Source organism: Bacteroides faecichinchillae JCM 17102, assembly GCF_000614145.1.
In the GTDB taxonomy this organism is placed as follows: Bacteria; Bacteroidota; Bacteroidia; order Bacteroidales; family Bacteroidaceae; genus Bacteroides; species Bacteroides faecichinchillae.
On sequence record NZ_BAKK01000070.1, the window covers coordinates 1 to 15,075 of the forward strand.

Genomic DNA, 15,075 nt, shown 5'->3' on the forward strand with positions numbered 1-15,075 from the left:
AACGGCCAAAGAAACAGCATAATTCAGCAATATTTAGATACGGATACTCACAGGCAATCTGATCGCTCAAATCAATTAACTGCTCATCTGTTAATTTTAGTTTTGCGCCAACGAAGCAATTCACCTTGAGCAAATGACATTTCAGCCACTCTCTGGCACCTTCAATGCCGTAGGCAAGACTTACATCCCCTAACTTCGGGCATCCGTCAATCATAGACAGTTCTGCAATTGACTTGACAATCATTAAACGGGATTGTAAGTCCGGATTATACGTTTCGCAAAAGAGCTTTGGACTATACGTACTAGCCAGGTTCCTGCTCAATGCTGTGCTCTTCCCTCCACCTTCGGTCAAGTTCTTCGAGATTGCGAGTGACATCAAACTTTTGGCGGTCGCTATCTGAGTTTCTTTCTTGTGTATCAGCTCCATATTTCTTCCGGTTTTCTTTGACATGATCCAATATCCAAAGGTTGGCCTTAGATTCCCAACGTTCAATTTTCACCCCATTAGCATTCTTCCACCCTATTGAGTCAAAGTGGTTGAAAAATATTTCTGCCTGCTCTTCCCAGTCATCTAACCGTTCCGGAGCATTTTGCTTAAAGAAGTATTGAATAACCTCATCAAGCGTAGGAGCAATAAATTCTTTTGCGATTCTTTTAGGTTTCTCCGGTTTAGAGAGTGGAAAAAGCTCGCCAGAGCTACTTTCTTTCTTACCCCCTTTAGGGGGTTCTTTCTTTGTCTTTGTCTCTGTCTTATATTCTTCTTTAGGGGGTATGGGGGAACTTTCTTGAAAAGGTGCACCTAAAGGGTACCCTAAAGGTGTCCCTAAAGGATGCCGTAAAGGTGGTATATTTTGCATACCTTTTTGTACACCTTTTATAGAATACGTTGATTTATTGCCTCTTCCATTGCCTTGTTTACATTCGATAAGATCTGCTTGAACTAATCTATTTCGGGCGGACTTGAATACTTTTACCGACACTCCCACGTCAGATGATACCTTTGTATCACTACGTGTCCAGTTATCCTCCCAGCCTAAACGATTCGCTGTTTTTAGCAAGTAAAAATAAAGCCTCGTTTCACAGCAGGAAAATTGCCAGCTTTCGTCAAGCTCCCAAAATTTATTGATAAGTTCAATATAAGTCATATCAATTTATAATAATTCCGTAAGACATTATTTATATAAGGTTGAGGATCAGCTTTCAGATAATAGCAAACGCTATTAATGAACTCAATCAACCCATGACAAACGACATATACACTACCATATTTCTCAACTAATGCCTGCCACTCTTTTTGCTCATCAGACTGCGTTCCAGCGCGTTTACCTTTTACATGTGGAGTTTTCATCTCTATGCAAAGACTGCTCTTACCACCGCGAGGAAAAAGCAGAATCAAGTCAGCAACACCAGCGATGGCACCTTCATATTTACGCATAGCCCCGCTTTTCTTTGTTCTGATGCCACCGTTTGGTATAGCAAAGAGTAAAGGGCCTACATTGGGAAACGTTTCTCTGAACCAAGTTACACAAATGTGTTGTATCTTGGTTTCAGAATATTTCACCTCTAATTTACGAATATCTTCTTCAGTCATTTTTCTGCTTGTTTTTTGAAATCGTAGCACATTCATTTAGAAGGTCAACGATTTGTTTACACCTGTTCCTACAACCGACAAAGGATATTATGGTTTCCCATTCAGGACCGAACAACATTTCTTTCTTGTATTCCTGAATATGAGTTTTCTGTTCATTTACAACTAATCTGAACGGCTTCATAATTTATCCCTAAACAAGTCCATTGCAAGATTCACCATATTCTCTTCTACCTGATCATCGGTACCAGTTACTCCATTTGCTATATTTTTCTTAGTCTGGATCACATCATACATATACTTGTCGATAGTATCTTTGCCTAAGAAATAATAGCAGTTGACATTATTCTTCTGACCATTACGGTGTGCTCTATCCTCTGCCTGTTCACAATCACTGAACGTCCATGGGAATTCAATAAATGCTACTCGACTGGCAGCCGTCAAAGTAAGCCCGGTACCGCCCGATTTGAAGTTTAGAATAATCAGTTTACAATCCGGATTATTTTGAAAAGAGTCAACGGCATACTGTTTTTGGTTTACATTTTCGGAACCAGTTACAGTAACGGCTTTGGGAAATTCCTTTTTCAGTTCTGCTACAACTTCTTTCAAGTAACCGAAAAGTATCAGTTTCTCACCACCGTCAATGACATCATGGACAAATTCACAAACAGCCTTGATTTTACCTCTTGCAGATATTTGCTTTAAAAGCTGCATCTTTACCATAACAGCACCATTCATAGACTTATGTACCTGTTCATCCGAAGCATTCTTGTACTGCTTCAAGTATTTCACCATATCAGCTTCAACAGCCTTATACTCTTTAGTGGTAGTGATATCAACTGTCAAGTATTGCCGAGTCTTGTCCGGAAGTTGCGTTAGTACTTTCGATTTCTCACGACGGAAGAAACAAGTGTTCCATAGCCGCCAATTCAGTTCCTTAACATTGGATGCCTGTTTAGGACCATCACAATATCTCTCAACATACCGGCTATAACCTCCAAAATCTTCTAATCGACTTAATATTTTTAGCTGTTGTATCAAGTCTGTATTATTGTTAACTACAGGAGTACCGGTCAATGCGAATACATATCGTTTTCCTTTGCAGATACCTTCTACAAACTTTCCTTGCTGTGTCTTACTTGATTTACATTTATGAGATTCGTCAATGATAACAGACCTGAACAAAGAGACACGCTGATCGAAAGCAATACTTTTCATTGTGAACTTGGATTCCTTATTAACAGCTCTCACAAAAAACTTATTCAGTGATTCATAATTCGTAATGAATACCTCACAAAGTGGGCTGCCATCAGACTTCTTACACTCATAAAATGATTGCCAGGACTGTCGGTTTCTGTCATCAAGTATAATCGCATTCATACCTGCAAACTTTTTAAACTCACGCTGCCAGTTTACTTTCAATGCAGCAGGGCAAATTACAAGTACCGGAAAAGATTCCCCATATATAGGCGCTTCCTTATGTGCCTTAACAACTGCGCATATAGCTTGCAATGTTTTGCCTAATCCGGGTTGATCACCGAAAAAACAACGTTTGTGTTCTATTGCGTACTGTACGCCTTCAAGTTGATACTCGTAAGGTTGAAGTAACATATAGTGTTCACCGACAAAAGGTTTCATCGGAGGAATATCATAATTAATATCTTCAGTAACCTCACGTTCCTTAACAGTAGAACAAAAGCGCATCTGAACAGCCCACTGTGAAAAAGCTCTCACATACCAGTTGGCATCACGTCCAGCAGGATAACGTGCATCATTGATACTAACAAGCCACGCCCGGTCTGTACCGTCATAGCGTGGCTTACTTGGTATCGTCTTTATGACCTCGACCAGCTTTGGGTGATACTCGAACTGAATCCGGTACAGATTGGGCGTCTTAGTCACATAGATTGGTTTCATGAAGCAGATTCTAATACTAATTCTTGATGTTCACCAGTTGAGTGTATCTCATTATCTTCACCATCCTCATTCATTGTATCAGCAGCTTCATCAATCTTATCAAACGGGTCCTCACCATCTTTAAACTCGAATTCCCTTTGAATCTCTGAACATTTATTCTCTGTAACATAGAGTTCAGCCTCATACAAGAAATTGTAAACCGCATCACGAAATTCCTCACAATGCGCATACGATTCGTTGTCCGGATCGAAACCAATACCAGGAGAACAAAGATTTAGGACTTTGCTTGTCATAAGGGTTCGCTTACCTGTCAACACACAGACTTCAAAGGAAGAGTCACCACCAATGCTAACACCGGTGACATTGAATTTTTTGAAAAACTCATCTTCAAGACATGACTCCGGACGTTCCCAGTTAATGTACTGGGATTCTTTCTGTTCTGTAATATCCACAATGTAGGGTATAAGCTCGTTAAGCGAATTTTTCAAATCCTGATGAACAGGATTAATCCCCTTGAAAACTATATCGTTTCCCTCCTTGTCTGCATAGACCACTTCAAGACATCCCTTTTTGGTCAATTTTGCTTTTGAAATATTCAAATCCATTTTAATTAAACTTTGAGTTAATACTTACCTATGTAGGTATTCATTAATAAAATCTTTATAGTACTGGTCAACAGGCAATGGCAAATTGATTCCTAATTCGGTGGCAGCATCAGCCTGAACCTTATCCATGAAAGTTTTCATTTGGATCGTATTCAATTTAGAAGTACTTCCAACAACCGAAACAATATTTCCATTCATACATATTTGCCGTGGAAGAAACTTCTGGCAATAGTAATCATGAACATCTAACTTATCAGTGCCTGTCTCCCTCTCAATACAGGCAAACCACAGCCACATGAGCGCATTTTGCGACAGGGTACGCGGCTCTACCTTTCTCTTGATGCTTACAGTGTAAGTTCCATTTTTGAGCGTGGAACAGAGGTAGTCAAACGACTTATCCATTGTGACTACCCCGTTTTGTTTTGTTAAAATAGCTTCTGCCATATTTTAGAATGGTAAATCATCAGGCGGTGGTACCTGTTGATATGGCTGTTGCTGATATGCAGGTTGCTGTACTTGTTGTTGCTGTCTCTGTGTAGGCTGTTGTGTTGGTAATGGTGGAGGCACAGGAGCAGCCTGTTGCTGAACTTTCGGTGTAAGCATCTCGATACTATCAACAAAGACTTCAGTTATGTAACGTTTAACTCCTTTGCTATCGTCATAGTTACGAGTACGTAACTTACCTTCTATATACAACTTATCTCCTTTATGGACGTACTTCTCAACTATTTCAGCAGTCTTATTCCAAAAAATAAGATTATGCCATTCTGCACGTTCCGGTACCTGGGTTCCATTTTGCAAGGTGTACGCCTTATCTGTTGTGGCAAAAGATAAAGAAGCTACTTTTGCTCCCCCGTCCAATGTTCTCACGTCCGGATCTTTACCGGCACGTCCTATAAGAATTACTTTATTGACACTCATTTTCCTTCCTCCCTTATAGTTACACGAATACTATCCGCTTTAGTTGACGTTTTTAAATATTGAGAATAAAGTTCCGGGTGATCTTCCTGAAACTTCTTTGTATCAAAACTCTTACCCATTGAAGAGGGAGTATAGCTAACACGTAGCCTGCCAGCATCCCATGATTTAACACCGTTCTCACGCATGGCGCTTTTAAGTTGTTCCTTGTAACCTTTCTGCACTTCAGCGATATAACTTGCCTGTTCCTCTATATCAATAATAGTATCTACTAATTGCATAGGAATAAGCTGTTTCCCATCGGCTGGAACAGGAGCATTAGGTAAGAAGTGTTCACCTTTAATCTCACATTCCAGTAATCTCTTAACCTCTGCATCCGGTTTACGCTCAATCTCGACTAATTCCGACTTATCCCCACGTAACCAAATACCAAACAATTTATCAACTTTAATTAGTGGATTTTGAAGTTCAAACAAATAGGCATAAATTGATAACTGCCAACTTAAATACTCACGGTCAAGACTTGCAGTAGTCTTGATATCGACAAGGCTGATTTTCTCGTCCTTTTCCCAAACACAATCAATATTTGATGCAAAATATTCATTGTCTGAAACAGTGTACTCATTGGCAAAAGCCTTATATCCGGCATTTGTCCGCTCTTTCAAATAATTCTCCGCTTCAACACTTTCAGGCGTGAAACCGGTGGTATCAACAAACTGGCATTGAGCATGTATACGGCTACCTTTTTCAGCAGCTCTTTTCAATATAAACTCAGGAACAGCCTTATATTTATCCGGAAATAATTGCCGGCTTATCATTCCTGTTATACCTTTCAATTGTTTATCACCAAGAAAATAGGTATGGTTCTCTTCATTGAAAACCACACCTGACTTAACTAATTCTATCATTGTGCAGGATAAATTTTGCCCATTTCCATACAGGCATTTCTAAATTCATTATCATTTTGCATTGCTTCATGTCCATACCAAACCTTTTCAAGTTCAGCACGACTTTTAACAGCAAGCATTTCAGCAATAGCCTTTTTCAATTGAGCACCTGTATATACTGCCTTATCCGTACTTACTGGTGTTTTTGCAGGCTGTTGGATTTCTTCTTTATCGTGAGTATTAGTTGCATCACTGTCTTTTGTATCATCAATGCAAAATAAACCGTTAAGGGCATACTTTCTTGCATAAGAAGATGAGGCTCCAGTAATTTGGCTGCCGTCCATTCCTTTCTTTGTCTCCTCTTCTCTCGCAAAAGCAGTCACTATTTCTTTTTCCCCTTTTTCGTTGGTTAAAGTGGCAGTTGCTTTTACATAAATTCTATTGCCTACTGGCACCATCTCATCACTGAGAGTTAATGAACACTTTGTTTCAGTAAGGATAGGTTTTACTGACTCAAGAATATCCTCACAACTACGGTATTTGTAACTACCGAACTTATTAAATTGCCCTTTGGGGGCTTTCAGCTTTTGCTGAATAGTTACTAATTCTTTCATAATTCTGAAATTAATGGTTTGACTTTTAATTCTTTACATCTATAAAGTTATCTTTTATTGACAAGATGTGCAAACAGAAACTTCGCCATTTTAACGCCTTTTTTGTAACAAAAAACTGCCTGTACGATATTGTACAGGCAGAAAAGCATATGTTACAAAAAGTCCAATGTACCTTATGGATCGGCTACGCTTAAAGGGTGTACGGCTCCCGCTGATTTATGCACATCTAAATATGTGGACGGTGCCGGTATAGAACCGACCTCTTTACATTGTGCGCACTCTGTAATGTTTCATCCAAGAATACTGCCCGCCCAAATAAAAAAGATGTACTATTCTCACGAACCATTACATCTTATCATGATACAACACTAAATAAAGACACGGCATCTATAACTGGTTAGGTGTGGAGAAACCCGGATTCGAACCGGGACGATAGATTACCTATGTATGACTTTCTTCAATCTATCTGCATACTTGCGTCTACCAATCCGCCATTTCTCCAATTAAAAAAGGTACACTATTCTCACGAACCATGTACCAAACACACAAAATAAAACACGACAAAACTACTAAATAACTCTCACGAGCTTGTGAAGCTTGCAGGACTCGAACCTGCACTGAGTGTCTACTTTCTCGAAGAGTCCTACGATACTCATATACAGATTTCCACTGAACCAACTCTGATATTGAGCGCGCCTACCAATTACGCCAAAGCTTCATATAAGTGAACTATTCTCACGAACCGTCCACTTGGAAACACAAACACAAAAATAAAAAACACGACAAACAATCATTTAGCTATAATAAGCCATTGTGGGGCAGTTTAGGAGTCGAACCTAAATAATTGCATCTGCAATACATAAAGCACTTCGTACGCTTTCTTTATGCTCTCTTTACCATTGAGAATACCTTCCCGTATTTGCCACACCAACGCTATGATGTGGACTTCAAGTTCTAAAAAATAATAATACTATGAAAAACATGAGTTCACTCTCACGAGTTACTTTGCTCCCGGATAGCCGATCAGAGCACATCGGGATAGATGTAGAACACTTAAATCAAATAAATAAGGGACTCACACCCCACGAAGCTCCTTACTTCGGTATTGTTAGTTAAACATAAATGAGAATTATCTCTGTGAAGGAACCCGGACTCGAACCGGGATAAGTTGTCATGCTCGCTACATCTAAGGGCTGACATTCCCTATTGCTGAGTAGCGCGTCTGCCTATTCCGCCATTCCTTCAGTTCGTAGCCAGACGCTTCCGGCTACTTTGATTGATTTTTTAAACACAAATATTATTTCCCCCTCACGGGTTACTTAACTCTGATTGAGTTGAGCCGGGAAACGGAATCGAACCGCTGACCTCATATAAAAACATGCGCTCTAACCAACTGAGCTATCCCGGTATATGCCCGGCGAACCGGGCTAAATAAACATGACAAATACTAAAATTAAGCAATGCAAACCTTCACAGGCTATTTTTATTTTGTTTTTTATCTTCCTGGATAAACCTAACCACTAACAAAGCTACAACAATGAAAAAGATAATATAAGAACAAGCGATATCACTTCTCGTCGCCTCAATTCCGTTTCCCATGTACATGGCCACAACTAATGCAACCACAGTAAATACGTTATGAATCATTTTAAGTATCCTCATTTCCTTCTTTTTTTTGATTTTACTTTCTTTCTTGCACATCGACAATGCAGTAATACCTGTGCGGCATTACAATGCCATTTACCATTTTGGACGTTAGTTAGCTTGTCACTTTCAATCTTACCCGCTTCTATAAGATTCATCAATTTCTTTTCCCCACCTACGTAATACGCAGATTTATCTTTTCCGAATGTTTCTGTAGAAAATAGACGGAGAATATTATCTAGCAATATTTCAGCCATTTCACCTTTAATAGTTTCCATAGCCAATTACTTACTCAACCCGTGTGACTGTAACAATACCACTATTTCTATCAGACTTAATCCCCCATTTCTTATCAGGCTCCTTCTCTTTTAACCTGTAAGATGTCAGATTCAAAAGATATGCCCTTTTGGAAATGGGAAAGTCTTTTTTGTCGTCAATCTCCATTTCACGAAGAATGCACATAATACTCTTTTCTTTTTCCATACTGATTAATTTTAAAATAAAAGCTCCCCCGAACCAATTCGATCGGCAGCATCACGCTTTCTTCGGAGGATTTACTTAACTTTGGGGTGTATAATCAAAAATTAAGTAATATGAGAGCTGAATTTTACAAAAAACACGCAGAAGATATACTTTCTAATCTTGAAAGCATACGAGCAACATTTAAAGAATTGGTTGATTCTAACAAGATAGTGCCCAAAAGCTATAAAGATAGTACTCCAAGAACAAATGATGTATATTCATGCAAATTCAAAGAAGTACAAAATGATTTCATTAATCTTGTACATGCTTTTGACCAAGAAATGCCATTTTACAAAAAAATGATGTCAGAACCTCGACCTCGATTTGATTCAGGTTTTTTGGACCATTATTACAATGATGATTGCAACAAACTCAAATCACTCATCGAGAAATTCATTCATTATCTCTCTTTTATCTCGATTAAACCCGACTTTACAATCCGCATAATCCCAGAAAGCTTTCTGTATCATAGCAGGAGCTTTTCGGCTACTATTTTAGCTGATTTTATCGGCATATTCTCTACTCTCAATGAGAATGTGACATCTTCCAAATTCTCATTCCTATCGTTTTTAATTGTTACTTGAATCATATGATTATTAATTAGTTAATAAATTTCCCCATTCCAAGATTATTCGCTAATAAAAAGGAACGGGGGTTTTTCTTATTTTTGTAGAACCAACTTAAAAAAATAAGAAAATGAACAAATTTATTGAGATTACCGAAAACGGTAAACGCATCCTTATCAATCTAGGATGTGTTATTAGAATTGAGGACTATAGAAAACAGTGTATCCTACATTTCATTGATGGGACACCACCATTAACAATCAATCTTGCTTATGAGAGTTTGAAGTCGATTCTTCAGGATCCCAATCATTCAATGTATGGGTAATTCGCTTAATAGGAATGCCTAAGAAAGTTATCACCTTGTAGCTTTCAAAGACTTTCACGCAATCCCTGATAGGTTTACCTCTTCCCTTATTGATGTCGCCTATTTCTCGAAAGGCGACATCTTTAATTTCAATTATTGCTTTCATACATAATACTTTTAAATTAAACTTGAAGCGATGAGCGGATTTGAACCGCTGGCCTCTGTTTGTGGTGTTCTTCCGTTTCTTGAGAGACTCGAACTCTCAACCATCCACCACACACAGCGCTCTAACCTGCCTGAGCTACATCACCTTTATATACATAAAGCAAATACCACGATTTGCCGACAAACGTCTAACTGATTTAGTTTTACAACGATACGGCTTGACCATTAACCACAGCATTATATCGTTGGGAAGCCTGCCTACGTCAGTAATCCCTTTCGGCACGTGTCGACTTCCAAAACACCATTTTACCAATATGTCAAAGAACTCTTCTCTGTTGTTCCCAGTCTCCCTTCAAGGCAGGCTCAAAGACCGGACTGGGTACCGGATAACCGGCGGTTTGGTTTGACTTTAGTGAGGGTTAGAGAATACTTTGGTTGTTCTTCAAAACTATGTCCATTAAGTTTCTTTGCGATTCAATAAATTTCTTCAAATCATCACATTGGGAAACTTTCTCTCTATAAAATCCACGTTCTGATTCTAAATCTCGTTTGAGTTTTTCATTTTCACCTCTCAAAGAGTTGATCAACGCGTCTCGTTCTTCAATTACAGCTTCGTATTTGTCTCGCTGTATTTCTAGTTCGGTTCTTTTATCCATTGTTGTATAATTTGATTAATCTCCGACATAATGTGCACCGTAATGAGTACTATTTGGGTTGTAGTAGGCGGAAGCAGGAATATTAAGGTTATTGTATCCCTCATGCTTTGTTGCTTTAGCCGCTTTACTCATTACCTCGTTTCTTTCTGATAAGAATTTATCCGTTCTTGCTTTCATGGCTTCCTGTGAGAAATTTTCTTGGAGTTTAGCAAGTCTCCAGGTAGCTTTCAGAACCTCACCAAAAGTTTTCCCCTGCTTCTTGCCTGAATACTTATAGGTTCTATGAGCATTTCTCATTATTTCGGATAAATCAAATCTTTTCATAACTGTAATTTTTATGGTTTCACATTTGTTTTATCAATCATTTTTTATACTTTTGGAGTATTGATTGATTGATGATGCAAATATAAACGTATTTACGTTAATTACAAAACATAAAACTTAATAAATAAACGTATTTGCGTTAATTAACTATTAATTTAGATATGGCTGAAACAAGCGTAAACGAAAAAATTAGAGAGATTATCTCTCATTATAAGCTGTCAGACAGGCAGTTTGCCATTAAAATTGGGGTAACCCAATCGGTGATTGGCTCTATGTTTCAAAAAAACACAGAACCTTCCTCTAAAGTAATTAGGCTCACATTAAACGCATTTACAGATATTTCAGCAGATTGGTTACTCCGCAATAAAGGTCCAATGCTGATTTCAGATATCAAACCTGATCCAAATATTGAACGCATGGAACGCCTTGTTGATACAATAGCAACCCTTCAGGGAACTATAAATGAGCAAATGAAAACAATTCAACTATTCACTGAAGAAAACCAAAAATTAAAAGGTGAACTGGCTATGTTGAAGAATGAAAGAAATATAGGATAAGCATGACCAAAGAACGATTAATTGAAAAGAAAATATATCTAGAACGTAGAAAAGCTCAAAAACGAAATAAACGAGAATCTGCTGCGAAAGGTGTCTTTCCAAGAATGAATATATTTGTATTTACAAGCTTGATTATATTCCTCAAAAAAAAGGGATTTATTTCAAAAGAGTATATCAATAAATCAATTATTGTTCCAAGACATTTTTCATTTGAAAACAACAGTGATGACAGCATTACTTTTTTTAAAATCATATTATCTTCCTATTTGTTAAGTGATGATTCTATTCTAATTGATTTCTCTGATTGTGAATATATTGACATCCCCAATGCAATGTTCCTTGATATTATTATCAAAGAGCTTAACTTTATTAAATACTCATACAATCTAAAATTCTACAACTGTGTAAAAAAAGGTATTAGATATAAAGAATCAAAATACACTAAAACAAATAAATGCCTTTATGTCTTCAAACTTATAAAAGAAGTAAAAGAAGCCAATAAAGGAGAAGGTTTCTTGTATTTAGGTTTAAAAAAAGGATGGGCAAAAAGAACATCCTATAAGGAAAATAATAAAGGAGCTATATGCAAAGAAGTTAGAGGATTCATAAACTCATCATTAAGAGAATCAAATGCTGTCTTAAATGCAACTGGAGAGAACATAATAGATAAACTATTATCTGAAATCTTTAATAATGCAGAAGATCACAGTATACATAATGAATGGTATGTAAACGGAGTATCATATAAAGAAATTGTCAATGGTGAACCAATAATAGAGTTAAATCTCGGAATCCTCAATTTAGGTTTTTCCATTTCAGAAGGATTCTTTCAAACAAAAGAAAAAAATAAAGAAATGATAGAAGACACAGAGAGATGGTACGTAAAGCATCATGAACTTATGAAAAAAAACAATAATATATGCTTTGCCAAAGAGGATTTATATACTTTATATTGTTTACAAGAAGGTATTAGTAGATTAAAATATGAAGATGAAAGTAGAGGGAGAGGTACTATGAATTTTCTAAGGGCTTTCATTACTTTAGGAGCTTTTGGAAAAAAGAATCCCCAATACAAACCTCATTTAAATATTATTTCAGGAAGAACTATAATAAACTGTGATAATGAAAGAGGACCATATAAAAAAAATAAATCATTTTTTTTATCTTTGAATCATGAAAATGATATTAGTATTTTGCCTGATCAAAAATATTTAAAACATATTTACCAGTATTTTCCTGGAACGTTTTTGGAAGTCAAAATCTATCTAAATAAAACATACTTTAAGGAAGTATTACCCCAATAAATATAACAATAATGAAGACTATTAAACTTACAGCTGAACATAGAGGTATAAATAGTAGCACTTTTACAGGACGACCACAAGGTAAATCTGTGAGAGGAAGTTTGAATTTGGATCAAGAAGATAAGGACCAAGAAGAAGTTAATATTGAAATACCCAAAAATACAACTTCTTTTAATCCCTCATTTTATCTTGGTTTATTTTATGACAGTATATTAGCACTTAAAGGAGTTGATAACTTTAAAGAGAAATATCATATAATTTATGCTGATAACGACCAAGAGCTGGTGAACTTATTGAAAGAAGACATTGAAGATTGTGAAAGACAAGCTTCAAATGAATACTTTAGAAAAATAAATAAAACAAAATGAAAGAAACTTGTTCATACGTACTATTCAATTACGATTCAATAAACAATGAAACGTTAATCTTTCCTACTATAAAAGGTAATGCTGTTGAAGCTAGTGAATTACCTTTTTGGAATAAATATGATCAATATTTAGCTAAAGATTCCTATGCAAATCTCATAGCAACAGGCACTTTAATCATAACGCTTATTACTTTCATTATTCAAACACATTACTCAAATCGTTCTCAAAAGAAAACTGTCAAAGAGAACTGGTATTTAACTGTAATTGTACAACCAAACTTGATAAATATCGACAATTTCTACAAAGAAATATCTGAGAAATTACAAAATGAAATTGAAAAACTAAAAAGGAGCAATGGCAGAAATATTATTTTAGAAAAAGCTAAATCAAACAGAAAACTCCAAAATATAAAAAATACCTTCTTTATTTATTTTGTCACTTTAATACAATCATATAACTCTTCATTAGCTAACGAAGTTGATGCTATCTTAAATAAATTGCAAGATAACAGTGTTACATGGATTGATCAGTATAATAACATCTCAATTGATAATTGCAAAAGAAAAATATATGAAAACAAATCCCAACTAATGGGAATATTATACCAAGATATATCCCAAAACAAAAAGAATATACAAACATAAAGGAATAGGAGCATCCTCTAATGAAAATGCACAAAACGAGATTGTGAGCAAAATAAAATTTTCGCTTCCAATATTGTTACCTACAAAAGAAGTTTAACTAATCGAACCGTCTTTAATGTATCTATATATTGCATCAGCAAGGTAAGCATTTGCAGGCTTAGAACCTTTTACAACATAATCGACACAACGTTCCCTGAGATGTTGGTCTTTTTTAAGTTCCCTACGAACTTTACGCTCTCTCATCCATTTTTGGATGCTTCTAAAAAACATTTTCATAAACGCACTATTTTAGTTTGACAATGGCAAATATAACATTTAAAGTAATATGAAACATGAAACACAGAAATCTTGATAGTACATGATACAACAACATTGCTGTTACCGTGCTGTTTAGCATTTTTCAACGGCTATAACTAATTAAGATTGAAGTCATTCATAGACAAATTTAAAAATATGTCTAGTTTAGTTTTTGTGTTGAATGGCTTCCTCGTCGGCGGACGAACTAGGAAGCCATTTTTATAATTGATATACAGCAATTTGCAAATCCTAATCGAACCTTTTCTTTCTTAATTAGTATTGATCATTAAGAGTTAAAACGTCACTTTTGACGCTATTTTCATTCCTTACAAATCGAATACCGTTAAGAAAACATAGTTGCAGCTCAAGATACGATTCAATAGTTCAGCATACCATACTGGGCAACCTTCTGCATTTCCTAATGTGAAGATCTTCAATGTTGATTCGGAGCTAAATAATTCAATACATATCCATCATGGGAAAACGTACTAAAATCCAATTGACAGGTGAACAGTTCGTTTGAATATATATGATTATTATCTATGCCTAATACAGTAACACTGGCATTGGAATTAAATTCATTTTTCAAATACTCCTCAAGAAGAAGATCATAGGCTAAATCAATAAATTCAAATTTAGAAGTGAAAGTACGTACAACACCAGCCAGCTCAGAACGTTTAAGGGAATACTTTATATCATCAATTCCTTAAGCAAGAAATAGGGATATCATATGAAACTCCGGCAACAGTAAGTACGTATTTGCAAAGCATTTTGTATCTTATTTGAACGTTTACGGGCAAATATAAAGAAAAAGCCAACCGGTATTCCGATTGGCTTAATTCTTGAAAATAGCATTCTACAAATTATACTATTAATCCTTTATTTATCAGCATATTATATTACTATCAAGATAAACATATTTTTTATTTTCTTCTAAATTATGGTTCTATATTTAGATATCATTAAATTCTCTGACTAAAACCATAAACATGCTTCTTATTCTTTCCTATTTGGATTTAATAAGTCATGATATCCATTATTTTCAGAGCCAAGTCTAATCAAATATGGTTCACGAGTTTTCTCAACAATATATATCACAGCAGTAAATGGATATTCAAGTTTTTTTTCACGCCATTTTTCATAATAAAGTGTCACTATATAGAACAGATCTTCCGGATAGACATAATCAGGAGTA

Annotated in this window: 21 protein-coding genes, 4 tRNA genes and 1 pseudogene; 5 read left to right on the top strand and 21 right to left on the bottom strand. The window is 36.0% G+C overall.

Annotated features, from left to right (window positions below; translation table 11 throughout):
• The 15 genes and pseudogenes from JCM17102_RS19645 to JCM17102_RS19710 all read right to left on the bottom strand — a co-directional run.
• Positions 1 to 244: pseudogene (locus tag JCM17102_RS19645) on the bottom strand (DUF6633 family protein); the annotation flags it as partial.
• 58 nt (positions 245 to 302) lie between these two features.
• The gene (locus JCM17102_RS19650) at positions 303 to 1,145 is read right to left on the bottom strand and encodes a hypothetical protein (RefSeq protein WP_025076400.1); all 843 of its coding nucleotides are present in this window, start codon (positions 1,143 to 1,145) and stop codon (positions 303 to 305) included.
• Positions 1,142 to 1,591, bottom strand: a complete 450-nt coding sequence (locus tag JCM17102_RS19655) for a VRR-NUC domain-containing protein (RefSeq protein WP_007759659.1) — start codon at positions 1,589 to 1,591, stop codon at positions 1,142 to 1,144. The genes JCM17102_RS19650 and JCM17102_RS19655 overlap by 4 nt, the downstream gene beginning before the upstream one ends.
• Positions 1,584 to 1,772: a hypothetical protein gene (locus JCM17102_RS31040; RefSeq protein ID WP_025076401.1), complete on the bottom strand. Its 189-nt coding sequence runs from the start codon at positions 1,770 to 1,772 to the stop codon at positions 1,584 to 1,586. The genes JCM17102_RS19655 and JCM17102_RS31040 overlap by 8 nt, the downstream gene beginning before the upstream one ends.
• Positions 1,769 to 3,505, bottom strand: coding sequence for a DEAD/DEAH box helicase (locus tag JCM17102_RS19665; protein ID WP_025076402.1), 1,737 nt, complete (start codon positions 3,503 to 3,505; stop codon positions 1,769 to 1,771). Before JCM17102_RS19665 ends, JCM17102_RS31040 begins: the two co-directional genes overlap by 4 nt.
• Positions 3,502 to 4,110 (bottom strand): hypothetical protein, encoded by a 609-nt coding sequence (locus JCM17102_RS19670; protein ID WP_025076403.1) that lies wholly within the window; start codon positions 4,108 to 4,110, stop codon positions 3,502 to 3,504. Before JCM17102_RS19670 ends, JCM17102_RS19665 begins: the two co-directional genes overlap by 4 nt.
• 24 nt (positions 4,111 to 4,134) lie before the next feature.
• Positions 4,135 to 4,554, bottom strand: a complete 420-nt coding sequence (locus JCM17102_RS19675; protein WP_025076404.1) for a NinB/YbcN family protein — start codon at positions 4,552 to 4,554, stop codon at positions 4,135 to 4,137.
• Between the two features lie 3 nt (positions 4,555 to 4,557).
• Positions 4,558 to 5,031: a single-stranded DNA-binding protein gene (locus JCM17102_RS19680; RefSeq protein ID WP_025076405.1), complete on the bottom strand. Its 474-nt coding sequence runs from the start codon at positions 5,029 to 5,031 to the stop codon at positions 4,558 to 4,560.
• Positions 5,028 to 5,936: a PD-(D/E)XK nuclease family protein gene (locus JCM17102_RS19685; protein WP_025076406.1), complete on the bottom strand. Its 909-nt coding sequence runs from the start codon at positions 5,934 to 5,936 to the stop codon at positions 5,028 to 5,030. The genes JCM17102_RS19680 and JCM17102_RS19685 overlap by 4 nt, the downstream gene beginning before the upstream one ends.
• Entirely contained in the window at positions 5,933 to 6,529 is a 597-nt protein-coding gene (locus JCM17102_RS19690; protein ID WP_025076407.1) for an ERF family protein, read from the bottom strand. The genes JCM17102_RS19685 and JCM17102_RS19690 overlap by 4 nt, the downstream gene beginning before the upstream one ends.
• 404 nt (positions 6,530 to 6,933) lie before the next feature.
• Positions 6,934 to 7,030: transfer RNA gene (locus tag JCM17102_RS30470), tRNA-OTHER, on the bottom strand.
• Positions 7,031 to 7,120: 90 nt separating this feature from the next.
• Positions 7,121 to 7,247 (bottom strand) — tRNA-OTHER (locus JCM17102_RS30475).
• A 619-nt stretch (positions 7,248 to 7,866) separates the two neighbouring features.
• Positions 7,867 to 7,936: transfer RNA gene (locus JCM17102_RS19695), tRNA-OTHER, on the bottom strand.
• Positions 7,937 to 8,187: 251 nt separating this feature from the next.
• The gene (locus tag JCM17102_RS19705; RefSeq protein WP_033887150.1) at positions 8,188 to 8,451 is read right to left on the bottom strand and encodes a hypothetical protein; all 264 of its coding nucleotides are present in this window, start codon (positions 8,449 to 8,451) and stop codon (positions 8,188 to 8,190) included.
• A 10-nt stretch (positions 8,452 to 8,461) separates the two neighbouring features.
• Positions 8,462 to 8,656: a hypothetical protein gene (locus JCM17102_RS19710; RefSeq protein WP_008775948.1), complete on the bottom strand. Its 195-nt coding sequence runs from the start codon at positions 8,654 to 8,656 to the stop codon at positions 8,462 to 8,464.
• A gap of 110 nt (positions 8,657 to 8,766) precedes the next feature.
• Between JCM17102_RS19710 and JCM17102_RS30770 the strand changes: the two genes are divergently transcribed.
• Positions 8,767 to 9,279, top strand: coding sequence for a hypothetical protein (locus JCM17102_RS30770; protein ID WP_025076410.1), 513 nt, complete (start codon positions 8,767 to 8,769; stop codon positions 9,277 to 9,279).
• Between the two features lie 242 nt (positions 9,280 to 9,521).
• Here the strand turns inward: JCM17102_RS30770 and JCM17102_RS19720 are convergent, their stop codons facing one another.
• From JCM17102_RS19720 to JCM17102_RS19730, 4 genes are all read right to left on the bottom strand, one after another.
• Complete coding sequence (locus tag JCM17102_RS19720) at positions 9,522 to 9,731, bottom strand: hypothetical protein (protein WP_025076411.1); 210 nt, start codon at positions 9,729 to 9,731, stop codon at positions 9,522 to 9,524.
• Between the two features lie 25 nt (positions 9,732 to 9,756).
• Positions 9,757 to 9,876: transfer RNA gene (locus tag JCM17102_RS30480), tRNA-OTHER, on the bottom strand.
• A 273-nt stretch (positions 9,877 to 10,149) separates the two neighbouring features.
• Positions 10,150 to 10,386, bottom strand: a complete 237-nt coding sequence (locus JCM17102_RS19725; RefSeq protein WP_008775951.1) for a hypothetical protein — start codon at positions 10,384 to 10,386, stop codon at positions 10,150 to 10,152.
• Between the two features lie 15 nt (positions 10,387 to 10,401).
• On the bottom strand, positions 10,402 to 10,710 hold the full coding sequence (locus tag JCM17102_RS19730) for a hypothetical protein (RefSeq protein ID WP_025076412.1): 309 nt from the start codon (positions 10,708 to 10,710) through the stop codon (positions 10,402 to 10,404).
• Positions 10,711 to 10,871: 161 nt separating this feature from the next.
• Between JCM17102_RS19730 and JCM17102_RS30055 the strand changes: the two genes are divergently transcribed.
• From JCM17102_RS30055 to JCM17102_RS19750, 4 genes are read left to right on the top strand one after another with little or no spacing between them, the layout of a single operon-like run.
• Positions 10,872 to 11,267 (top strand): helix-turn-helix domain-containing protein, encoded by a 396-nt coding sequence (locus JCM17102_RS30055; protein ID WP_073350457.1) that lies wholly within the window; start codon positions 10,872 to 10,874, stop codon positions 11,265 to 11,267.
• A gap of 2 nt (positions 11,268 to 11,269) precedes the next feature.
• The gene (locus tag JCM17102_RS19740) at positions 11,270 to 12,571 is read left to right on the top strand and encodes a hypothetical protein (protein ID WP_025076413.1); all 1,302 of its coding nucleotides are present in this window, start codon (positions 11,270 to 11,272) and stop codon (positions 12,569 to 12,571) included.
• Positions 12,572 to 12,582: 11 nt separating this feature from the next.
• Positions 12,583 to 12,939 (top strand): hypothetical protein, encoded by a 357-nt coding sequence (locus JCM17102_RS19745; RefSeq protein ID WP_025076414.1) that lies wholly within the window; start codon positions 12,583 to 12,585, stop codon positions 12,937 to 12,939.
• Positions 12,936 to 13,583, top strand: a complete 648-nt coding sequence (locus JCM17102_RS19750) for a hypothetical protein (RefSeq protein WP_025076415.1) — start codon at positions 12,936 to 12,938, stop codon at positions 13,581 to 13,583. Before JCM17102_RS19745 ends, JCM17102_RS19750 begins: the two co-directional genes overlap by 4 nt.
• 93 nt (positions 13,584 to 13,676) lie before the next feature.
• On the opposite strand, the gene JCM17102_RS30775 is transcribed toward JCM17102_RS19750, so the two are convergent.
• Positions 13,677 to 13,826 carry a hypothetical protein gene (locus JCM17102_RS30775; RefSeq protein WP_159106365.1) on the bottom strand — a complete coding sequence of 50 codons (150 nt, stop codon included), beginning with the start codon at positions 13,824 to 13,826 and terminating at the stop codon, positions 13,677 to 13,679.
• A 1,050-nt stretch (positions 13,827 to 14,876) separates the two neighbouring features.
• Positions 14,877 to 15,075, bottom strand: a 199-nt coding sequence (locus JCM17102_RS31045; protein ID WP_025076417.1) for a hypothetical protein, incomplete at its 5' end; no start/stop codon positions are given.

Bases quoted from the DNA above. Each gene is read 5' to 3' on its own strand.
- JCM17102_RS19650 (WP_025076400.1), bottom strand. From the start codon at position 1,145: ATGACTTATATTGAACTTATCAATAAATTTTGGGAGCTTGACGAAAGC.
- JCM17102_RS19655 (WP_007759659.1), bottom strand. From the start codon at position 1,591: ATGACTGAAGAAGATATTCGTAAATTAGAGGTGAAATATTCTGAAACC.
- JCM17102_RS31040 (WP_025076401.1), bottom strand. From the start codon at position 1,772: ATGAAGCCGTTCAGATTAGTTGTAAATGAACAGAAAACTCATATTCAG.
- JCM17102_RS19665 (WP_025076402.1), bottom strand. From the start codon at position 3,505: ATGAAACCAATCTATGTGACTAAGACGCCCAATCTGTACCGGATTCAG.
- JCM17102_RS19670 (WP_025076403.1), bottom strand. From the start codon at position 4,110: ATGGATTTGAATATTTCAAAAGCAAAATTGACCAAAAAGGGATGTCTT.
- JCM17102_RS19675 (WP_025076404.1), bottom strand. From the start codon at position 4,554: ATGGCAGAAGCTATTTTAACAAAACAAAACGGGGTAGTCACAATGGAT.
- JCM17102_RS19680 (WP_025076405.1), bottom strand. From the start codon at position 5,031: ATGAGTGTCAATAAAGTAATTCTTATAGGACGTGCCGGTAAAGATCCG.
- JCM17102_RS19685 (WP_025076406.1), bottom strand. From the start codon at position 5,936: ATGATAGAATTAGTTAAGTCAGGTGTGGTTTTCAATGAAGAGAACCAT.
- JCM17102_RS19690 (WP_025076407.1), bottom strand. From the start codon at position 6,529: ATGAAAGAATTAGTAACTATTCAGCAAAAGCTGAAAGCCCCCAAAGGG.
- JCM17102_RS19705 (WP_033887150.1), bottom strand. From the start codon at position 8,451: ATGGAAACTATTAAAGGTGAAATGGCTGAAATATTGCTAGATAATATT.
- JCM17102_RS19710 (WP_008775948.1), bottom strand. From the start codon at position 8,656: ATGGAAAAAGAAAAGAGTATTATGTGCATTCTTCGTGAAATGGAGATT.
- JCM17102_RS30770 (WP_025076410.1), top strand. From the start codon at position 8,767: ATGAGAGCTGAATTTTACAAAAAACACGCAGAAGATATACTTTCTAAT.
- JCM17102_RS19720 (WP_025076411.1), bottom strand. From the start codon at position 9,731: ATGAAAGCAATAATTGAAATTAAAGATGTCGCCTTTCGAGAAATAGGC.
- JCM17102_RS19725 (WP_008775951.1), bottom strand. From the start codon at position 10,386: ATGGATAAAAGAACCGAACTAGAAATACAGCGAGACAAATACGAAGCT.
- JCM17102_RS19730 (WP_025076412.1), bottom strand. From the start codon at position 10,710: ATGAAAAGATTTGATTTATCCGAAATAATGAGAAATGCTCATAGAACC.
- JCM17102_RS30055 (WP_073350457.1), top strand. From the start codon at position 10,872: ATGGCTGAAACAAGCGTAAACGAAAAAATTAGAGAGATTATCTCTCAT.
- JCM17102_RS19740 (WP_025076413.1), top strand. From the start codon at position 11,270: ATGACCAAAGAACGATTAATTGAAAAGAAAATATATCTAGAACGTAGA.
- JCM17102_RS19745 (WP_025076414.1), top strand. From the start codon at position 12,583: ATGAAGACTATTAAACTTACAGCTGAACATAGAGGTATAAATAGTAGC.
- JCM17102_RS19750 (WP_025076415.1), top strand. From the start codon at position 12,936: ATGAAAGAAACTTGTTCATACGTACTATTCAATTACGATTCAATAAAC.
- JCM17102_RS30775 (WP_159106365.1), bottom strand. From the start codon at position 13,826: ATGAGAGAGCGTAAAGTTCGTAGGGAACTTAAAAAAGACCAACATCTC.